Annotated in this window: 17 protein-coding genes and 1 pseudogene; 15 read left to right on the top strand and 3 right to left on the bottom strand. The window is 66.1% G+C overall.

Annotation, left to right across the window (positions count from 1 at the left end):
- Nucleotides 1-600: 600 nt before the first annotated feature.
- Entirely contained in the window at nucleotides 601-1377 is a 777-nt protein-coding gene (locus tag BFF94_RS36985; protein ID WP_128848002.1) for an enoyl-CoA hydratase, read from the bottom strand.
- A gap of 129 nt (nucleotides 1378-1506) precedes the next feature.
- Between BFF94_RS36985 and paaN the strand changes: the two genes are divergently transcribed.
- The 5 genes from paaN to paaK all read left to right on the top strand — a co-directional run bounded on the left by paaN (nucleotide 1507) and on the right by paaK (nucleotide 7132).
- Nucleotides 1507-3213, top strand: a complete 1707-nt coding sequence (gene paaN / locus BFF94_RS36980) for a phenylacetic acid degradation protein PaaN (RefSeq protein WP_128848005.1) — start codon at nucleotides 1507-1509, stop codon at nucleotides 3211-3213.
- A gap of 87 nt (nucleotides 3214-3300) precedes the next feature.
- Nucleotides 3301-4503, top strand: coding sequence for a 3-oxoadipyl-CoA thiolase (gene pcaF, locus BFF94_RS36975; protein WP_219140447.1), 1203 nt, complete (start codon nucleotides 3301-3303; stop codon nucleotides 4501-4503).
- A gap of 45 nt (nucleotides 4504-4548) precedes the next feature.
- Nucleotides 4549-5340, top strand: a complete 792-nt coding sequence (gene paaG, locus BFF94_RS36970; protein ID WP_128842985.1) for a 2-(1,2-epoxy-1,2-dihydrophenyl)acetyl-CoA isomerase PaaG — start codon at nucleotides 4549-4551, stop codon at nucleotides 5338-5340.
- A gap of 2 nt (nucleotides 5341-5342) precedes the next feature.
- Nucleotides 5343-5795, top strand: a complete 453-nt coding sequence (gene paaI, locus BFF94_RS36965; protein WP_128842986.1) for a hydroxyphenylacetyl-CoA thioesterase PaaI — start codon at nucleotides 5343-5345, stop codon at nucleotides 5793-5795.
- Nucleotides 5796-5833: 38 nt separating this feature from the next.
- Complete coding sequence (paaK, locus tag BFF94_RS36960; RefSeq protein ID WP_128842987.1) at nucleotides 5834-7132, top strand: phenylacetate--CoA ligase PaaK; 1299 nt, start codon at nucleotides 5834-5836, stop codon at nucleotides 7130-7132.
- Nucleotides 7133-7318: 186 nt separating this feature from the next.
- On the opposite strand, the gene mltA is transcribed toward paaK, so the two are convergent.
- Nucleotides 7319-8443 (bottom strand): murein transglycosylase A, encoded by a 1125-nt coding sequence (gene mltA, locus BFF94_RS36955; RefSeq protein WP_246637503.1) that lies wholly within the window; start codon nucleotides 8441-8443, stop codon nucleotides 7319-7321.
- Between the two features lie 28 nt (nucleotides 8444-8471).
- Here mltA and BFF94_RS38105 point away from each other — a divergent pair, with 28 nt between their 5' ends.
- Nucleotides 8472-8615 carry a hypothetical protein gene (locus BFF94_RS38105; RefSeq protein WP_014898203.1) on the top strand — a complete coding sequence of 48 codons (144 nt, stop codon included), beginning with the start codon at nucleotides 8472-8474 and terminating at the stop codon, nucleotides 8613-8615.
- Nucleotides 8616-8629: 14 nt separating this feature from the next.
- Here the strand turns inward: BFF94_RS38105 and apaG are convergent, their stop codons facing one another.
- Nucleotides 8630-9004, bottom strand: a complete 375-nt coding sequence (apaG, locus tag BFF94_RS36950) for a Co2+/Mg2+ efflux facilitator ApaG/CorD (protein ID WP_006477037.1) — start codon at nucleotides 9002-9004, stop codon at nucleotides 8630-8632.
- 176 nt (nucleotides 9005-9180) lie between these two features.
- Here apaG and rpe point away from each other — a divergent pair, with 176 nt between their 5' ends.
- The 9 genes and pseudogenes from rpe to BFF94_RS36905 form a co-directional block, all read left to right on the top strand.
- Entirely contained in the window at nucleotides 9181-9867 is a 687-nt protein-coding gene (rpe, locus tag BFF94_RS36945; RefSeq protein ID WP_128842989.1) for a ribulose-phosphate 3-epimerase, read from the top strand.
- Nucleotides 9868-9871: 4 nt separating this feature from the next.
- Entirely contained in the window at nucleotides 9872-10636 is a 765-nt protein-coding gene (locus tag BFF94_RS36940; protein WP_128842990.1) for a phosphoglycolate phosphatase, read from the top strand.
- Between the two features lie 357 nt (nucleotides 10637-10993).
- Nucleotides 10994-12487: an anthranilate synthase component I gene (gene trpE, locus BFF94_RS36935; RefSeq protein WP_128842991.1), complete on the top strand. Its 1494-nt coding sequence runs from the start codon at nucleotides 10994-10996 to the stop codon at nucleotides 12485-12487.
- Between the two features lie 13 nt (nucleotides 12488-12500).
- Nucleotides 12501-13091 (top strand): aminodeoxychorismate/anthranilate synthase component II, encoded by a 591-nt coding sequence (locus tag BFF94_RS36930; RefSeq protein WP_128842992.1) that lies wholly within the window; start codon nucleotides 12501-12503, stop codon nucleotides 13089-13091.
- 13 nt (nucleotides 13092-13104) lie between these two features.
- Complete coding sequence (gene trpD / locus BFF94_RS36925; RefSeq protein WP_219140445.1) at nucleotides 13105-14136, top strand: anthranilate phosphoribosyltransferase; 1032 nt, start codon at nucleotides 13105-13107, stop codon at nucleotides 14134-14136.
- A 29-nt stretch (nucleotides 14137-14165) separates the two neighbouring features.
- On the top strand, nucleotides 14166-14951 hold the full coding sequence (gene trpC, locus BFF94_RS36920) for an indole-3-glycerol phosphate synthase TrpC (protein WP_128842993.1): 786 nt from the start codon (nucleotides 14166-14168) through the stop codon (nucleotides 14949-14951).
- On the top strand, nucleotides 14951-15577 hold the full coding sequence (locus tag BFF94_RS36915; RefSeq protein ID WP_128842994.1) for a CYTH domain-containing protein: 627 nt from the start codon (nucleotides 14951-14953) through the stop codon (nucleotides 15575-15577). Before trpC ends, BFF94_RS36915 begins: the two co-directional genes overlap by 1 nt.
- A gap of 13 nt (nucleotides 15578-15590) precedes the next feature.
- Nucleotides 15591-16478 carry a uracil-DNA glycosylase gene (locus tag BFF94_RS36910; RefSeq protein ID WP_128842995.1) on the top strand — a complete coding sequence of 296 codons (888 nt, stop codon included), beginning with the start codon at nucleotides 15591-15593 and terminating at the stop codon, nucleotides 16476-16478.
- A 132-nt stretch (nucleotides 16479-16610) separates the two neighbouring features.
- Nucleotides 16611-16991, top strand: a pseudogene (locus BFF94_RS36905) (IS3 family transposase); the annotation flags it as partial.

Below are 16991 nucleotides of genomic sequence, written 5' to 3'. Positions count from 1 at the left end.
ATCTGAGCCAGGATCAAACTCTTCAGTTTAAACCTGTTACTGTTTTTCGGTTCGGTTAAGAACCGGTCGCTCACTCAAAGCTGACAGGAATATGAATTGCTTCATAAACCTGACTTACTTTAGTGTGAGACTCTTGATACTTTCGCTATCTGATCCGAGGATCAGCTCGCTTCCATCAAGCGCCCACACTTATCGGCTGTTAATTTTTAAAGAGCATTTCTGCGAGAAACTTCGTGTTTCTCAGCAGCGCTGCGTTTTCAGCAGCAGAGAAGCGAGATTATGAACCGTGTTTCGCAGCTCGTCAACAACTTTTTACACGACATCGTTGCGACTGCGGGGTCCATCTTCCTTCGCCAGTGGTGCGCTCCAGACCGCAGCCCCCCGCCAGCTCCGCTTCCCCTTCCGCGCTGCGTTTCCGTTAGCGCGAAAGAGGCGTGATTCTATGCAGCCGCCGCCGTTCGCGCAAGCCTCTTTGTGAAAATATTTTGAAAAAGCCTCCGTGCGCTGCCGCGCACGGAGGCTCTTGATAGATTGGGCCGGGCAATCGCGCCGACAACCGGTACCAACCAGTCGCCGGACACCGGCCTCAGCGTAATCCGATTAGCGGTTCTTGAACGCCGGCTTCCGCTTCTCGACGAATGCCGCCATCCCCTCCTTCTGGTCTTCGGTCGCGAACAGCGAATGGAACAGCCGGCGCTCGAAGTGGACGCCTTCGGCCAGCGTCGTCTCGTACGCGCGGTTCACGGACTCCTTGACCATCATGACCGCCGGCAGCGAAAACTCGGCGATCGTCATCGCGGCGGCAATCGCCTCGTCGAGCAACTTGTCGGCCGGCAGCACGCGCGACACGAGCCCCGCGCGCTCCGCTTCGGCGGCGTCCATGAAGCGCGCGGTCAGGCACATATCCATCGCCTTCGCCTTCGACACCGCGCGCGGCAGGCGCTGCGTGCCGCCCGCGCCCGGCATGACGCCCAGCTTGATTTCCGGCTGGCCGAACTTGGCCGTGTCCGCCGCGAAGATGATGTCGCACATCATTGCAAGCTCGCAGCCGCCGCCCAGCGCAAAACCCGAAACCGCAGCGATGATCGGCTTGCGGATCTCGCGGACCGTCTCCCAGTTGCGCGTGATGTAGTCGCCCCGATAAACATCCATATAGGAGTAGGTCGCCATCATGCCGATGTCCGCGCCGGCCGCGAACGCCTTCTCGCTCCCTGTCACGACGATCGCGCCGATGCCGTCGTCCGCATCGAACGCCTTCAGTGCGTCGCCCAACTCATCCATCAGCGCATCGTTCAGCGCGTTCAGCGCCTTCGGTCGGTTCAGCGTAACCAGCCCGACACGCCCCCGGGTCTCCACCAGGATGTTCTCGTAAGCCATCTATTTCTCCACGATCAATGAAATGAGAAACGCCTCGCACATGCGAATAGTTTGATGCTACCATTCTTCGACCAACCGGTCGGTTAATTAATCGATCCAACCCCTCTCAACGTCCATCAGGCCGCCGCCATGACCCATGCACTGTTCACGAAGCACGAAGACACGCTGAAGCACGCACTCGCCGCCATCGAGAGCCGCGGGTACTGGAGCCCGTTCGCCGAAATGCCGAGTCCCAAAGTGTACGGGGAAAGCGCGAGCGCCGACGGCGAGGCCGCCTTCAAGTCGCACCTCGACAAGACGTTCGCGCTCGACCAGCCCGCGTCCGGCGAAACGGTCGGCGCGGAACGGTCGCCGTACGGCATCGCGCTGGGCATCCGTTATCCGAAGTCGACGCCCGACGCACTGATCGCCGCCGCGGCGGCCGCGCAACGCACGTGGCGCGAAGCCGGCCCGAGCGCCTGGATCGGCGTCAGCCTCGAAATCCTCGCGCGCCTGAACCGCGCGAGCTTCGAAATCGCCTACAGCGTGATGCACACCACGGGGCAGGCCTTCATGATGGCGTTCCAGGCCGGCGGCCCGCACGCGCAGGATCGCGCGCTCGAGGCAGTCGCCTATGCATGGGACGAACTGCGCCGCATCCCGGCCGACGCGCACTGGGAAAAGCCGCAAGGCAAGAACCCGCCGCTCGCGATGCACAAGCGCTACACGATCGTCCCGCGCGGTACGGGACTCGTGCTCGGCTGCTGCACGTTCCCGACCTGGAACGGCTACCCGGGCCTGTTCGCCGACCTGGCGACCGGTAACACCGTGATCGTCAAACCGCATCCGGGCGCGATCCTGCCGCTCGCGGTCACGGTCCGGATTGCTCGCGACGTGCTGCGCGAAGCCGGGTTCGATCCGAACGTTGTCACGCTCCTCGCAACCGAGCCCAACGACGGCGCACTCGTTCAGGACCTCGCGCTGCGCCCCGAGATCAAGCTGATCGACTTCACGGGCAGCACGCAGAACGGCACGTGGCTCGAACGCCATGCCCACCAGGCACAGGTCTATACCGAGAAGGCGGGCGTCAACCAGATCGTGATCGACTCGACCGACGACCTGAAGGCCACGGCCAAGAACATCGCATTCTCGCTGGCACTGTACTCCGGCCAGATGTGCACGGCGCCGCAGAACATCTACGTGCCGCGCGACGGCATCCGGACGGCGGACGGCCATGCGAGCTTCGACGAAGTCGCGCAGGCAATCGCGGTGGCCGTGCAAAAGCTCACCGGCGACCCGGCGCGCTCGGTCGAACTGATCGGCGCGATCCAGAACGACGGCGTGACCGCGCGTATCGACGACGCTCGCCAGCTCGGCCGCGTGCTCGCCGACAGCCTGACCCTCCAGCACCCCGCATTCCCCGACGCCCGCGTGCGCACGCCGCTCGTGCTGCAACTCGACGTGGCCGATCGCGAGAAGTTCACGCAGGAGTGGTTCGGCCCGATCTCGTTCGTGATTGCGACCGACTCGACCGCGCAGTCGCTCGATCTCGCCGGTGAAATCGCGGCGGAACATGGCGCACTGACCCTCTCCGTCTACAGCACCGACGACGCAATCGTCGACGCCGCACACGACGCTGCGGTGCACGGCGGAGTCGCGCTGTCGATCAACCTGACGGGCGGCGTGTTCGTCAACCAGTCGGCCGCGTTCTCCGATTTCCACGGCACCGGCGCGAACCCGGCAGCCAACGCGGCGCTGGCCGACCCGGCGTTCGTCGCCAACCGGTTCCGCGTGGTGCAGAGCCGTGTCCATGTTGCCCCGAAGGCGGTACCTGCGGAAGCGGGCCAAACGGCATAACCCGAATGGCCGACGTGCAAACGCCGCCACGTTCTCTACCATGAACGAATCCGCCACCCGGCGGGTTCGTTGCTCATCGATACGCCCATGACAGACGCCTATATCTGCGATGCGATTCGCACCCCCATCGGCCGCTACGGCGGCGCCCTGAAAGATGTCCGCGCCGACGATCTCGGCGCGGTGCCGCTCAAGGCGCTGATCGAGCGCAACCGCGACGTCGACTGGACGGCGATCGACGACGTGATCTACGGCTGCGCGAACCAGGCCGGCGAGGACAACCGCAACGTCGCGCGCATGTCGGCGCTGCTGGCGGGCCTGCCGACCGACGTGCCGGGCACGACGCTGAACCGGCTGTGCGGCTCCGGGATGGACGCGGTCGGCACGGCAGCACGCGCGATCAAGGCGGGCGAGGCGCGCCTGATGATCGCGGGCGGCGTCGAGAGCATGACGCGCGCGCCGTTCGTGATGGGCAAGGCCGCGAGCGCGTTCGCGCGCCAGGCCGATATCTTCGATACGACGATCGGCTGGCGCTTCGTCAATCCGCTGATGAAACAGCTGCACGGCGTCGATTCGATGCCCGAGACGGCCGAGAACGTTGCGATCGACTACGACATCAGCCGCGCCGACCAGGACCTGTTCGCGCTGCGCAGCCAGCAGAAGGCCGCGCGTGCGCAGCAGGACGGCACGCTCGCCGAGGAAATCGTCGCGGTCACGATTCCGCAAAAGAAGGGCGATCCGGTGGTCGTGTCGCGCGACGAGCATCCACGCGAGACGTCGCTCGAAGCGCTGGCAAAGTTGAAGGGCGTCGTGCGTCCGGACGGCTCGGTGACGGCCGGCAACGCATCGGGCGTCAACGACGGCGCATGCGCGCTGCTGCTCGCCAATGCGCAGGCGGCCGACCAGTATGGCCTGCGCCGACGTGCGCGCGTCGTCGGCATGGCAACCGCCGGCGTCGCGCCGCGCGTGATGGGCATCGGCCCCGCGCCGGCCACGCAGAAACTGCTGCGCCAGCTCGGGATGACCATCGACCAGTTCGACGTGATCGAACTGAACGAGGCATTCGCGTCGCAGGGTCTCGCGGTGCTGCGCATGCTCGGCGTTGCCGACGACGATCCGCGTGTGAACCCGAACGGCGGCGCGATCGCGCTCGGCCATCCACTCGGCGCATCGGGCGCCCGGCTCGTGACCACGGCGCTCCATCAACTCGAGCGTACGGGCGGCCGCTTTGCGCTCTGTACGATGTGCATCGGCGTCGGCCAGGGCATCGCACTCGCGATCGAACGCGTGTAACCGACGCGCCGCGCGCCTATAACGAAGTCATGAAGGAGATACTGCATGTCCTATCAGGCGATCCAGCTGGATATCGATCAGGCCGCGCGCGTGGCCACGATCACCCTCAACCGCCCCGACAAGCTGAACAGCTTCACGCGGGCGATGCATCGCGAACTGCAGTCGGCACTCGATGAAGTCGAAGCGGCCGGCGCACGCGCGCTGATTCTGACGGGTGCGGGGCGCGGCTTCTGCGCAGGCCAGGACCTGGCCGACCTCGACTTCACGCCGGGCGCGTCCACCGACCTCGGTACGCTGATCGACGAGCATTTCAATCCGCTGATCCGCCGCCTGCAGCGTCTGCCGATTCCGGTGATCGCCGCCGTCAACGGCACGGCGGCCGGCGCCGGTGCGAATCTCGCGCTTGCATGCGATCTCGTGTTCGCCGCACGCTCGAGCAGTTTCATCCAGGCCTTCGTCAAGATCGGGCTCGTACCCGATTCGGGCGGCACGTGGTTCCTGCCGCAACGCGTCGGCATGGCGCGCGCGCTGGGGCTCGCGCTGACCGGCGACAAGCTCGGCGCCGAACAGGCGGAGCAATGGGGCCTGATCTGGCGCGCGGTCGACGACGACGCACTCGCCGCGTCGGCCCGCCAGCTCGCAACCCAGCTCGCGCAGCAGCCGACGCTCGCGATCGCATCGATCAAGCAATCGATGCGCGACAGCGTCACGAACACACTCGACCAGCAGCTCGACCTGGAACGCGATCTGCAGCACAAGCTCGGCCAGTCGCACGACTACGCGGAAGGCGTCAAGGCATTCATCGAGAAGCGCGCGCCGCGCTTCGAGGGCCGTTGAACATGACGAATGCCACCGCTACGCTCGACCCCGATTCGCTCGCCCTCGCAACTGCGCGGGCCATGTACGACGCAGATGCATGCAGCCGCGCATTCGGCATGGAAATCACCGAAGTACGCGCCGGCTACGCCCGCATGCAGATGCGCGTGCGCCCCGAATTCCTGAACGGGCATCAGACCTGCCACGGCGGGATCATCTTCACGCTCGCGGATTCGACGTTCGCGTTCGCGTGCAACTCGTACAACCTGAGCACGGTCGCGGCCGGCTGCTCGATCGAATTCCTGCGCCCGGTGTACGGCGACGACGTGCTGACGGCCGAGGCGATCGAACAGGCGCGCGCCGGCCGCCACGGCATCTACGATATCCGTGTCACGAACCAGGCCGGCGAAACGGTCGCGATGTTTCGCGGCAAATCCGCCCAGATCAAAGGCACGGTCATCCCGGAAGACCGCTGACGTCGACGGCTCGCACATAACAAACACTGGAGACATGCATGACTACCCCGCTACCGCTCGAGCCGATCGAGACCGCCTCACGCGACGAGCTGACCGCGCTGCAGCTCGAACGCCTCAAGTGGTCGCTCCGGCATGCGTATGACCACTCCCCCGTCTATCGTCGCAAGTTCGACGACGCGGGCGTGCATCCCGACGACCTGAAGACGCTCGCCGACCTGTCGCGCTTCCCGTTCACGACCAAGGGCGACTTGCGCGACAACTACCCGTTCGGGATGTTCGCGGTGTCGCATGACCAGATCTCGCGCATCCATGCGTCGTCGGGCACAACCGGCAAGCCGACGGTCGTCGGCTACACGGCGGGCGACATCGATACGTGGGCGAATCTCGTCGCGCGCTCGATCCGCGCCGCCGGTGCGCGCCGCGGCGACAAGGTACACGTCAGCTACGGCTACGGCTTGTTCACCGGCGGGCTCGGCGCGCACTACGGTGCCGAACGCGCGGGGCTGACCGTGATCCCGTTCGGTGGCGGCCAGACCGAGAAGCAGGTGCAACTGATCCAGGATTTCCGGCCCGACATCATCATGGTAACGCCGAGCTATATGCTGTCGATCGCCGACGAAATCGAGCGCCAGGGCCTCGATCCCGTGCAGAGTTCGCTGCGCATCGGCATCTTCGGTGCGGAGCCATGGACCAACGACATGCGCGTCGCGATCGAGCAGCGGATGGGCATCGACGCCGTCGACATCTACGGGCTGTCCGAAGTGATGGGCCCCGGCGTCGCGTCCGAATGCGTCGAGACCAAAGACGGCCCGACCATCTGGGAAGACCACTTCTATCCGGAAATCATCGATCCTGAAACCGGCGCAGTGCTTCCGGACGGCGAACTCGGCGAGCTCGTGTTCACGTCGCTGACGAAGGAAGCGCTGCCGATCATCCGCTACCGGACACGCGACCTCACGCGCCTGTTGCCCGGTACCGCTCGCACGATGCGCCGGATGGAAAAGATCACCGGCCGTTCGGACGACATGATGATCGTGCGCGGCGTCAATGTGTTCCCGACGCAAATCGAGGAACAGTTGCTCAAGCAGCGCGCGCTCGCACCGCACTATCAGATCGTACTGACGAAGGAAGGTCCGCTCGACGTGCTGACGCTCAACGTCGAGCCCTGCCCCGAAACCGCGCCGGATACGGCGGCGATCCACGCAGCGAAACAGGCGCTCGCGCACGACATCAAGTCGCTGATCGGCGTGACGGCCGTGATCAACGTGCTGCCCGTGTACGGAATCGAGCGCTCGGTCGGCAAGGCGCGTCGCGTCGTCGACAAGCGCAAGGGCTGACGCCAGGCGCTGCGCGCCAGCCGCGCGGAACAGCAATCCCGTCGCACCAAATGGAAACAGCCCGACCGGCCAAAACCGATCGGGCTGTTTCGTCTCGGGCACGGCCCGTCACATCGCGTCACATCAGGCGTTTCGCATGGAACACCGGCGCCGCTACGTTCGCGCGGCCAACGTGGCCGCCGTGCATCACGAATTCGGGAACAGCAGCCACATCCGGCCGACCTGCTTCATGCGGCCGGCCTGGTCGCCTGCGTCGTCGCCGAGCCCCCAGAAATAGTCGGCCCGCACGCCGCCCTTGATCGCGGAGCCCGTATCCTGCGCGAACACGAGCCGGTTCATCGGCGTATTCGTCAGCGGACGCGTGGTCTGCAGGAACACGGGCGTGCCGAGCGGGATCGACGACGGGTCGACCGCGATCGAACGCTCCGGCGTCAGCGGCACGCCGAGCGCGCCGATCGGGCCGTCCGCGCCGCCGTGCGGCGCATCTTCCTTGATCGGCATGTCGCGGAAGAACACGAACCGCGGATTCGTGTCGAGCAGTGCGTCGACGCGGTTCGGATTCGCCTTCGCCCACGCCTTGATGCCCTGCATCGTCGCCTGTGCCGGCGTCAGTTCGCCGCGATCGAGCAGCCACTTGCCGATCGAACGGTACGGCTGGTTGTTGGTGCCGCCGAAGCCGACCCGCATCACCGAACCGTCGTCGAGCAGCACGCGTCCCGAGCCCTGCACCTGCAGGAAGAACGCCTCGATCGGATCATCGACCCACACGAGTTCGTTGCCGTTCAGGATGCCGGCGCGCTCGAGCTGCGCGCGCACCGGCAGCGCGGCACCCGCGCGATAACCGGCCGGCCAGCGATAGAGCGCGTACTGGTACGGGCCGCGGCGAACGCGCGAACCATGCAGCAGCGGCTCGTAATAGCCGGTCACGAGCCCGTCGAGCGTACCGTCGGTGTTCGCGAGCTGGAACGGCGTGAAATACGTTTCGAAGAAGATGCGTGCGCTGCTGACGTCGAGCTCGTCGAGCCGGTCGGCGGCCGCGCAAGCGCGCTGCCAGGCCGGCTGGCGCGCGAGCCGCACGCAGTTCTGCCGCAGCGCGGCCGCCGCACCGATCAGCGAATCGTCCTGCCAGCCCGGCACCTGCTGCCACGCGACTGGCGTGAGCCGCTTCGCGGCGACCTGCCCCGGCACGACCGCCGCGCCGGTCGGCGGTTTCAGCGAGGAGGTCCGCGTCGGCGCTCCGCCGCACGCGGCCAGCAGCGCCGCCGCCGCGGCCGCTGCCACCCACCCGGCCACCCGGGGCCCAAACCACATACAATGTTCGTTCTTGATGGAAACCGCCATGTCAGATTTTCTCGACCAATATCCGATGCTCATCTTCGCGCTCGAAGCCTTCGTAGCGCTTGCCCTGCTGATCTTCATCGTCGTGTGGACGTCGTCGGGCAGAAAGAAGCACGCCCGCAACAACGACCGTCAGCCGCGCTGACGCGCCCCGCACGCTCAATGCAGCGTGCGCGGCATGTGCAGTGCGAACTCGTCGACCGGCGCCTCGAAACGCTCGCCGTCCTCCGCCACGCAGAAGTACGCGCCGCGCATCGTGCCGACCGGCGTCGCGATCACGGCCCAACTCGTGTATTCGAAGTGCTCGCCCGGCTGCAGCAGCGGCTGGTGCCCGACGACGCCGAGCCCCTTTACTTCCTGCACGTGGCTCTCGCTGTCCGTGATGATCCAGTGACGCGCGATCAACTGCGCCGCGACCTGTCCCGTGTTGCGGATCGTCAGCGTGTACGCGAATGCGTATTGACGGTGATCGGGGTCGGATTGTTCCGGCAAGTAGCTGGTTTTCACCGAAACGGTGAACTGATACTGACTCATGGTGTTTCCGCTGTAGGTAACCGCGCGCGCCGACTCGAGCGGCCGGGCCGCGGGCGCGCCGCATTGGTTCGGCATTCTATGCGCAATCGGGCCGCAACCGCACGGCCCGCCGCCGCGCACCGGCCGCCGGACGGTAGAATGACGGTTTTGCGCCGCCACGTCCCCGCTCCCCTGTCATGACTCAATTCCGCATCGCTCCCAGCATCCTGTCGGCCGACTTTGCACGGCTCGGCGAAGAAGTCCGCAACGTGGTCGCCGCCGGCGCCGACTGGGTTCACTTCGACGTGATGGACAACCATTATGTGCCGAACCTGACGATCGGCCCGCTCGTCTGCGAGGCGATCCGCCCGCACGTGCAGGTGCCGATCGACGTGCACCTGATGGTGCGCCCGGTCGACCGGATCGTGCCCGATTTCGCGAAGGCCGGTGCGAACCTGATCAGCTTCCACCCGGAAGGCTCCGATCACATCGACCGCACGCTGTCGCTGATCCGCGACCACGGCTGCAAGGCCGGCCTCGTGTTCAATCCGGCCACGCCGCTGAACTACCTCGACCACGTGATGGATCGCCTCGACTTCGTGCTGCTGATGTCGGTCAACCCCGGCTTCGGCGGCCAGTCGTTCATTCCGGAAACGCTGAACAAGCTGCGCGAAGCACGCGCACGCATCGACGCATACACCGAGCGCACGGGCCGCGAGATCCTGCTCGAGGTCGACGGCGGCGTAAAGGCCGACAACATCGCGGAAATCGCGGCGGCCGGCGCCGATACCTTCGTCGCGGGTTCGGCGATCTTCGGCAAGCCCGACTACCGCAAGGTGATCGACGAGATGCGAGCCGCGCTCGCCACCGTCGAGCGGAGCTGACGCCGTGGCCGAATCGCCGCTCGCCGGGCACGCGCCGGCCGGGGCCGCAACGGACACCGCCCCGATCCGCTTCGCCGCACCGCGCATCGACGCGGCGCTGATCGATCTCGACGGCACGATGGTCGACACGGCCGACGATTTCACGGCCGGCCTGAACGGGATGCTCGCGCAGCTCAACGCGCCGGCCACGTCGCGCGACGAAGTGATCGGCTATGTCGGCAAGGGCTCCGAACACCTGATCCAGAGCGTGCTGAAGCCGCGCTTCACGGCCGACCAAGCGCGCGCGCGCTTCGACGACGCGCTGGCGATCTACCAGACCGAATACGCGAAGATCAACGGCCGCCATACGCGCCTCTATCCGGAGGTGGCCGCCGGGCTCGACGCGCTGCGCGCGGCCGGCATCCGGCTCGCGTGCGTGACGAACAAGCCGCACCGCTTCGCGGTCGAGCTGCTCGAACAGTACGGGCTGGCCGATTGCTTCGGCATCGTGCTGGGCGGCGACAGCGTCGCGCGCAAAAAGCCCGATCCGCTGCCGATGCTGACGGCCTGCGATGCGCTCGGCGTCGCGCCGGACGCCGCGGTCGCGATCGGCGACTCGGAAAACGATGCGCTGGCAGGCCGCGCGGCCGGGATGGCGACGCTGACGGTGCCGTACGGTTACAACCACGGCAAAGCTATACAAACGATAAATTCGGATGGTATAGTCGATTCGTTGCTGGTCGCAGCCCGCGCGATCACCGCGCACAACGCCGGCCGGCCAACCATCTGATTATTTCTTCCATCCGCATGTTTCTGAATAAAAAACGGAGTCTGAGCAGCATCGACCGGGGAGCCTGGCCCTGGCGTCGCTGGTCGCGCTAACCTCTTCGATGAGGTACGCTGAAGCACGTCTTCAGCGCCGTTTTTTATCTCGCTGCGCATCCGCGCGCCGACCGTCGCACCACCTCGAGTTCCACCGCGCCCGAACGCTTGCGTTCAGGATCGGCCGCAGGCTCGCGACGTTCACGCCCGGAGTGCCGGCCGGCAACAGGCACTTCTCGATCGACCGCCCTTTCGCCGACGGCAGCCCGCGCAGCGTCAAGTGATCCCTGGCGCACGCGCCGCTCGTCCCGAACAGGACCGGAACATGACCGAACTCGAATTCCAATCGCTCGCGAACGAAGGCTACAACCGCATCCCGCTGATCGCGGAAGCCCTCGCCGATCTCGAAACGCCGCTGTCCCTCTACCTGAAGCTGGCCCAGCCCGAACGCGCGGGCGCCAACTCGTTCCTGCTCGAATCGGTGGTCGGCGGCGAACGCTTCGGCCGCTACTCGTTCATCGGCCTGCCGGCACGCACGCTCGTGCGCACCCGCAACGGCGTGTCGGAAGTCGTGCGCGACGGCCAGGTCGTCGAGACCCATGACGGCGACCCGTTCCAATTCATCGAATCGTTCCAGGCGCGCTTCAAGGTGGCGCAGCGTCCGGGCCTGCCGCGCTTCTGCGGCGGCCTCGCCGGCTATTTCGGCTACGACGCGGTGCGCTACATCGAGAAGAAGCTCGCGAATACCGCGCCGCGCGACGATCTCGGCCTGCCCGACATCCAGCTGCTGCTGACCGAGGAAGTCGCGGTCATCGACAACCTCGCCGGCAAGCTGTACCTGATCATCTACGCGGACCCGAGCCAGCCCGAAGCCTACGCGAAGGCGAAACAGCGCCTGCGCGAGCTGAAGCAGCGCCTGCGTACGACCGTGCAGCCGCCGGTCACGTCGGCGAGCGTGCGCACCGAGACGTTCCGCGAGTTCAAGAAGGAAGACTATCTGGCCGCCGTGCGCCAGGCGAAGGAATACATCGCGGCCGGCGAGCTGATGCAGATCCAGGTCGGCCAGCGGCTGACGAAGCCGTACCGCGACAATCCGCTGTCGCTGTATCGCGCGCTGCGTTCGCTGAATCCGTCGCCGTACATGTATTACTACAACTTCGGCGATTTCCACGTGGTCGGCGCATCGCCGGAAATCCTCGTGCGCCAGGAAAAGCGCGGCGAAGACCAGATCGTCACGATCCGGCCGCTCGCCGGCACGCGCCCGCGCGGCAACACGCCCGAGCGCGACGCGGAACTCGCGACCGAACTGCTCAACGATCCGAAGGAGATCGCCGAGCACGTGATGCTGATCGACCTCGCGCGCAACGACGTCGGCCGCATCGCGGAAATCGGCTCGGTGCAGGTGACCGACAAGATGATCATCGAGAAGTACTCGCACGTGCAGCACATCGTCAGCTCGGTCGAAGGCAAGCTGAAGCCCGGCATGACGAACTACGACGTACTGCGCGCGACGTTCCCGGCCGGCACGCTCTCCGGCGCGCCGAAGGTGCGCGCGATGGAGCTGATCGACGAGCTCGAGCCGATCAAGCGCGGGCTGTACGGCGGTGCGGTCGGCTACCTGTCGTTCTCGGGCGAGATGGATCTCGCGATCGCGATCCGCACGGGCCTGATCCACAACGGCAACCTGTATGTGCAAGCGGCGGCCGGCGTCGTCGCGGATTCGGTACCCGAATCCGAATGGCAAGAGACCGAGAACAAGGCGCGCGCGGTGCTGCGTGCGGCCGAACAGGTCCAGGACGGCCTCGATAGCGACTTCTGACCGGAGACTGACCATGCTGCTCATGATCGACAACTACGACTCGTTCACCTACAACCTGGTCCAGTACTTCGGCGAACTGGGCGAGGACGTGCGCACGTACCGCAACGACGAAATCACGCTCGACGAGATCGCGCGCCTGAATCCCGACGCGATCTGCCTGTCGCCGGGCCCGAGCAACCCGCAGCACGCGGGCATCACGCTCGACGTGCTGCGCGAATTTTCCGGCAAGAAGCCGATCCTCGGCGTCTGCCTCGGCCACCAGGCGATCGGCGAAGCATTCGGCGGCCGTGTCGTGCGCGCGGCGACCATCATGCACGGCAAGGTGAGCCGGATCGAAACCGACTGCCACGGCGTGTTCGCCGACCTGCCGAAGCATTTCGACGTGACGCGCTACCACTCGCTTGCGATCGAGCGCGAATCGCTGCCCGATTGCCTCGAGGTTTCCGCATGGACCGACGACGGCGAAATCATGGGCGTGCGCCACAAGACGCTGCCGATCGAAGGGGTGCAATTCCACCCGGAATCGATCCTGTCCGAGCACGGCCACGCGCTGCTCGAGAATTTCCTGAAGCTGGCCCGCGCCGCGGCCGCGCAAACCGCCTGACGGGAGCCTCACGATGACGATTACCCCGCAGGAAGCGCTGCAGCGCACGATCGAACACCGCGAGATCTTCCACGACGAGATGCTGCACCTGATGCGGCTCATCATGCGCGGCGACCTGTCGCCCGTGATGGCTGCCGCGATCATCACCGGGCTGCGCGTGAAGAAGGAGACGATCGGCGAGATTGCCGCCGCCGCGACCGTGATGCGCGAATTCGCGCACCACGTCGACGTGCAGGACAACTCGAACTTCGTCGACATCGTCGGCACCGGCGGCGACGGCTCGCACACGTTCAACATCTCGACCGCATCGATGTTCGTCACGGCCGCGGCCGGCGCGAAGGTCGCGAAGCACGGCAACCGTGGCGTGTCGAGCAAGTCCGGCAGCGCCGACGTGCTCGAGGCGCTCGGCGTGAACATCGACCTGCAGTCCGACCAGGTTGCCGCGTCGATCGCCGAAACGGGCATGGGCTTCATGTTCGCGCCGAACCATCACCCGGCGATGAAGAACATCGCGGCCGTGCGCCGCGAGCTGGGCGTGCGCACGATCTTCAACATCCTCGGCCCGCTGACCAATCCGGCCGGCGCGCCGAACCAGTTGATGGGCGTGTTCCACGCCGACCTCGTCGGCATCCAGGTGCGCGTGATGCAGCGCCTCGGCGCGCAGCACGTGCTCGTCGTGTACGGCAAGGACGGGATGGACGAGGTGTCGCTCGGCGCCGCGACGCTCGTCGGCGAATTGCGCGACGGCAAGGTGCATGAATACGAGATCCATCCGGAGGACTTCGGCCTGCAGATGGTGTCGAACCGCACGCTGAAGGTGGAAAATGCCGACGAATCGCGCACGATGCTGCTCGGCGCGCTGGACAACCAGCCGGGCGTCGCGCGCGAAATCGTCACGCTGAACGCGGGCACCGCACTCTATGCGGCAAACATCGCCGAATCGATCGCGGACGGCATCCAGCTCGCCCGCGAAGCGATCGCAAGCGGCAAGGCGCGCGCGAAGGTCGACGAACTCGTGCGCTTCACGCAGCAGTTCAAGCGCTGACTCCCTTTACGAATCAAGCAGGAACCCACATGAGCGACATTCTCGACCGAATCATCGCCGTCAAGCGCGAAGAAGTCGCGGCGGCCATGCGCAGCACGCCGCTCGAGGCACTGAAGCTGGACGCCTCCGCGCGCGACCTGCGCGACTTCGTCGGTGCGCTGCGTGCGAAGCACGCGGCCGGCAACGCCGGCGTGATCGCCGAAATCAAGAAGGCGAGCCCGTCGAAGGGCGTGCTGCGCGAGCATTTCGTGCCGGCCGACATCGCGCGCTCGTATGCGGCGCACGGCGCTGCATGCCTGTCGGTGCTGACCGACGAGCAGTTCTTCCAGGGCAGCGTCCGCTACCTCGAGGAAGCGCGCGCGGCATGCACGCTGCCGGTGCTGCGCAAGGACTTCATCGTCGACGCGTACCAGATCCTCGAAGCGCGCGCGATGGGCGCCGATGCGATCCTGCTGATCGCCGCCGCGCTCGACACGCCGCTGATGCAGGATCTCGAAGCTTATGCACACTCGCTCGGCCTCGCCGTGCTGGTCGAAGTGCACGACCGCAACGAGATGGAACAGGCGCTGACGCTCAAGACACCGCTCGTCGGCATCAACAATCGCAACCTGCGCACGTTCGAGACGTCGATCCAGACCACGCTCGACATGCTCGACATGATTCCGCCGGACCGGATCGTCGTGACCGAATCGGGCATCCTGTCGCGCACCGACGTCGACACGATGCGCGCGGCGAACGTGAACACGTTCCTCGTCGGCGAAGCGTTCATGCGCGCCGACCAGCCGGGCGAGGAACTCGCGCGGATGTTCTTCTGATGGCGATCGAAAAGGAAATCAAGCTCGCGCTGCCGGCCGGCCAGGCCGAAGCCGCGCGACGCTTCTTCGAGACGCTGACCGGCGAACCCGGTCACGATATTACGCTCGCGAACGTCTATTACGACACGCCCGATCTCGCGCTGGCCCGCTCGAAGAGCGCGGTGCGCGTGCGCCGCGCGCCGCAAGGCTGGCTGCAGACGTTCAAGACGGTCGGCAGCGCGGAAGGCGGCCTGCATCGCCGCCACGAATGGGAGCTGCCGGTCGCCGGCGACGCGCTCGAGATCGATGCGCTCGTCGCGGCCTGCGACGTGCCGGAAGCCGCCGCTGCATTGAATGACGCGGCCGGCGCGCTGTTCGCGCTGTTCCGCACGGATTTTTCGCGTACGCTGTGGCGCATCGCAATCGGCGGCGCAACCGTCGAAGCCGTGGTGGACCTCGGCGAGATCGTCGTCCAGGCGAAAAACGAAACGCGCCGCGAACCGATCAGCGAAATCGAACTCGAACTGATCGACGGCCCGGAAGCGGCGCTCGCGACGCTCGCCGCCGAACTGCAGCAGGCGCTGCCGGGCCTCGCTCCCGAAAACATCAGCAAGGCGCAGCGCGGCTACCGGCTGCGCGCGCAATAAACACGCATCACGCATGGCAACCCGCAAGACTTCCCGCGCGCCGCAACAGGCGTCGCTGTTCGATGATCCCGTGCCGGAAACGGCACCGGCCGATATTCCGTCCCCGGCTTCCGAGCCGCCCGCTGCCGGGCGCAAGCCCGCAAAGAAAGCCGCAGCGGCGCCGCAGCCCGTTGCCGCCGACGTTCCGCACCTCGCCGCGCAATTCGACGCGCTGCCGGCCGTCTGGCGCGACGTGCTGAAACCGTTTGCCGACAGCGACGCGTATGCACCGCTGTGCCGCTTCGTCGACGCCGAGCGCGCGGCCGGCAAGACGGTCTACCCGACCGACGTGTTCCGCGCGCTGCGCCTGACGAGCCCGGACGACGTGAAGGTCGTGATCCTCGGCCAGGACCCGTACCACGGCGACGATCGCGGCACGCCGCAGGCGCACGGGCTCGCGTTCTCGGTGCCGCCGGCGGTTCGCACGCCGCCGTCGCTGCGCAACATCTTCAAGGAAATCGCCGCGAACTTCGGTCACGACACGCCGCGCCACGGCTGTCTCGACACCTGGGCGCGCCAGGGCGTGCTGCTGCTCAACACCGTGCTGACGGTCGAGCGCGGCGCGGCCGCGAGCCACGCGAAGCGCGGCTGGGAGCAGTGCACGGATACGCTGATCCGCGAACTCGCCGGCCGCCATCGCGGGCTCGTCTTCATGCTGTGGGGCGCGCACGCGCAGGCGAAGCGCGCGCTGTTCGACGCGAGCGAACATTGCGTGCTCGAGGCGCCGCATCCGTCGCCGCTGTCGGCACACCGCGGCTTCCTCGGCTGCCGCCATTTCACGCTCGCGAACGACTATCTGGTCGAAGCGGGCCGCGAACCGATCGACTGGCGCCTGCCGGAAGTGGCCGAAACGCTCGCGTAACGGCCGCGCCGGTTCTTCCGCCGGCCGGAATGCAAAAAGCCGCGCCCCTTCGTGAAGGGTGCGGCTTTTTTTTATCGGATGACCCGTCCTGAAATAGGTTGACACTTTTTCGCCGAAACGAAGAGGTGCCAAGTGGAGCAAGGGATCAAGCGGACCCAGCGGGACTACAGTCTGGCTTTTAAGCTGTCGGTGGTGACGCAGGTCGAAAAAGGCGAGCTGACGTACATAGAGGCGCAGCGACGCTACGGAATCCAGGGACGCTCAACCGTACTGGTATGGTTACGTAAGCACGGCTTGCAGGATTGGGCCGATCCATCCGGGCGTGCGCGATCGGGTTCCACCATGCCAAAGCAAGACTCAAAGCCGCTCACACCGGAGCAGCGCATCAAGGAGTTGGAGACGCAGTTGCGAGAAGCGCAGGAGAAAGCCGCGCTGTTCGAGGCGGTGCTCGACGTGATGCGCAAGGACTACGGAATCACGGTAAAAAAGCCTTCGGGCAGGTCGTCGCGCAAA

It is taken from the genome of Burkholderia catarinensis, from assembly GCF_001883705.2.
GTDB classification, from domain to species: domain Bacteria; phylum Pseudomonadota; class Gammaproteobacteria; order Burkholderiales; family Burkholderiaceae; genus Burkholderia; species Burkholderia catarinensis.
Note: the sequence above shows the minus strand (reverse complement) of the source record. Positions and strands in the feature narration are given on the sequence as shown.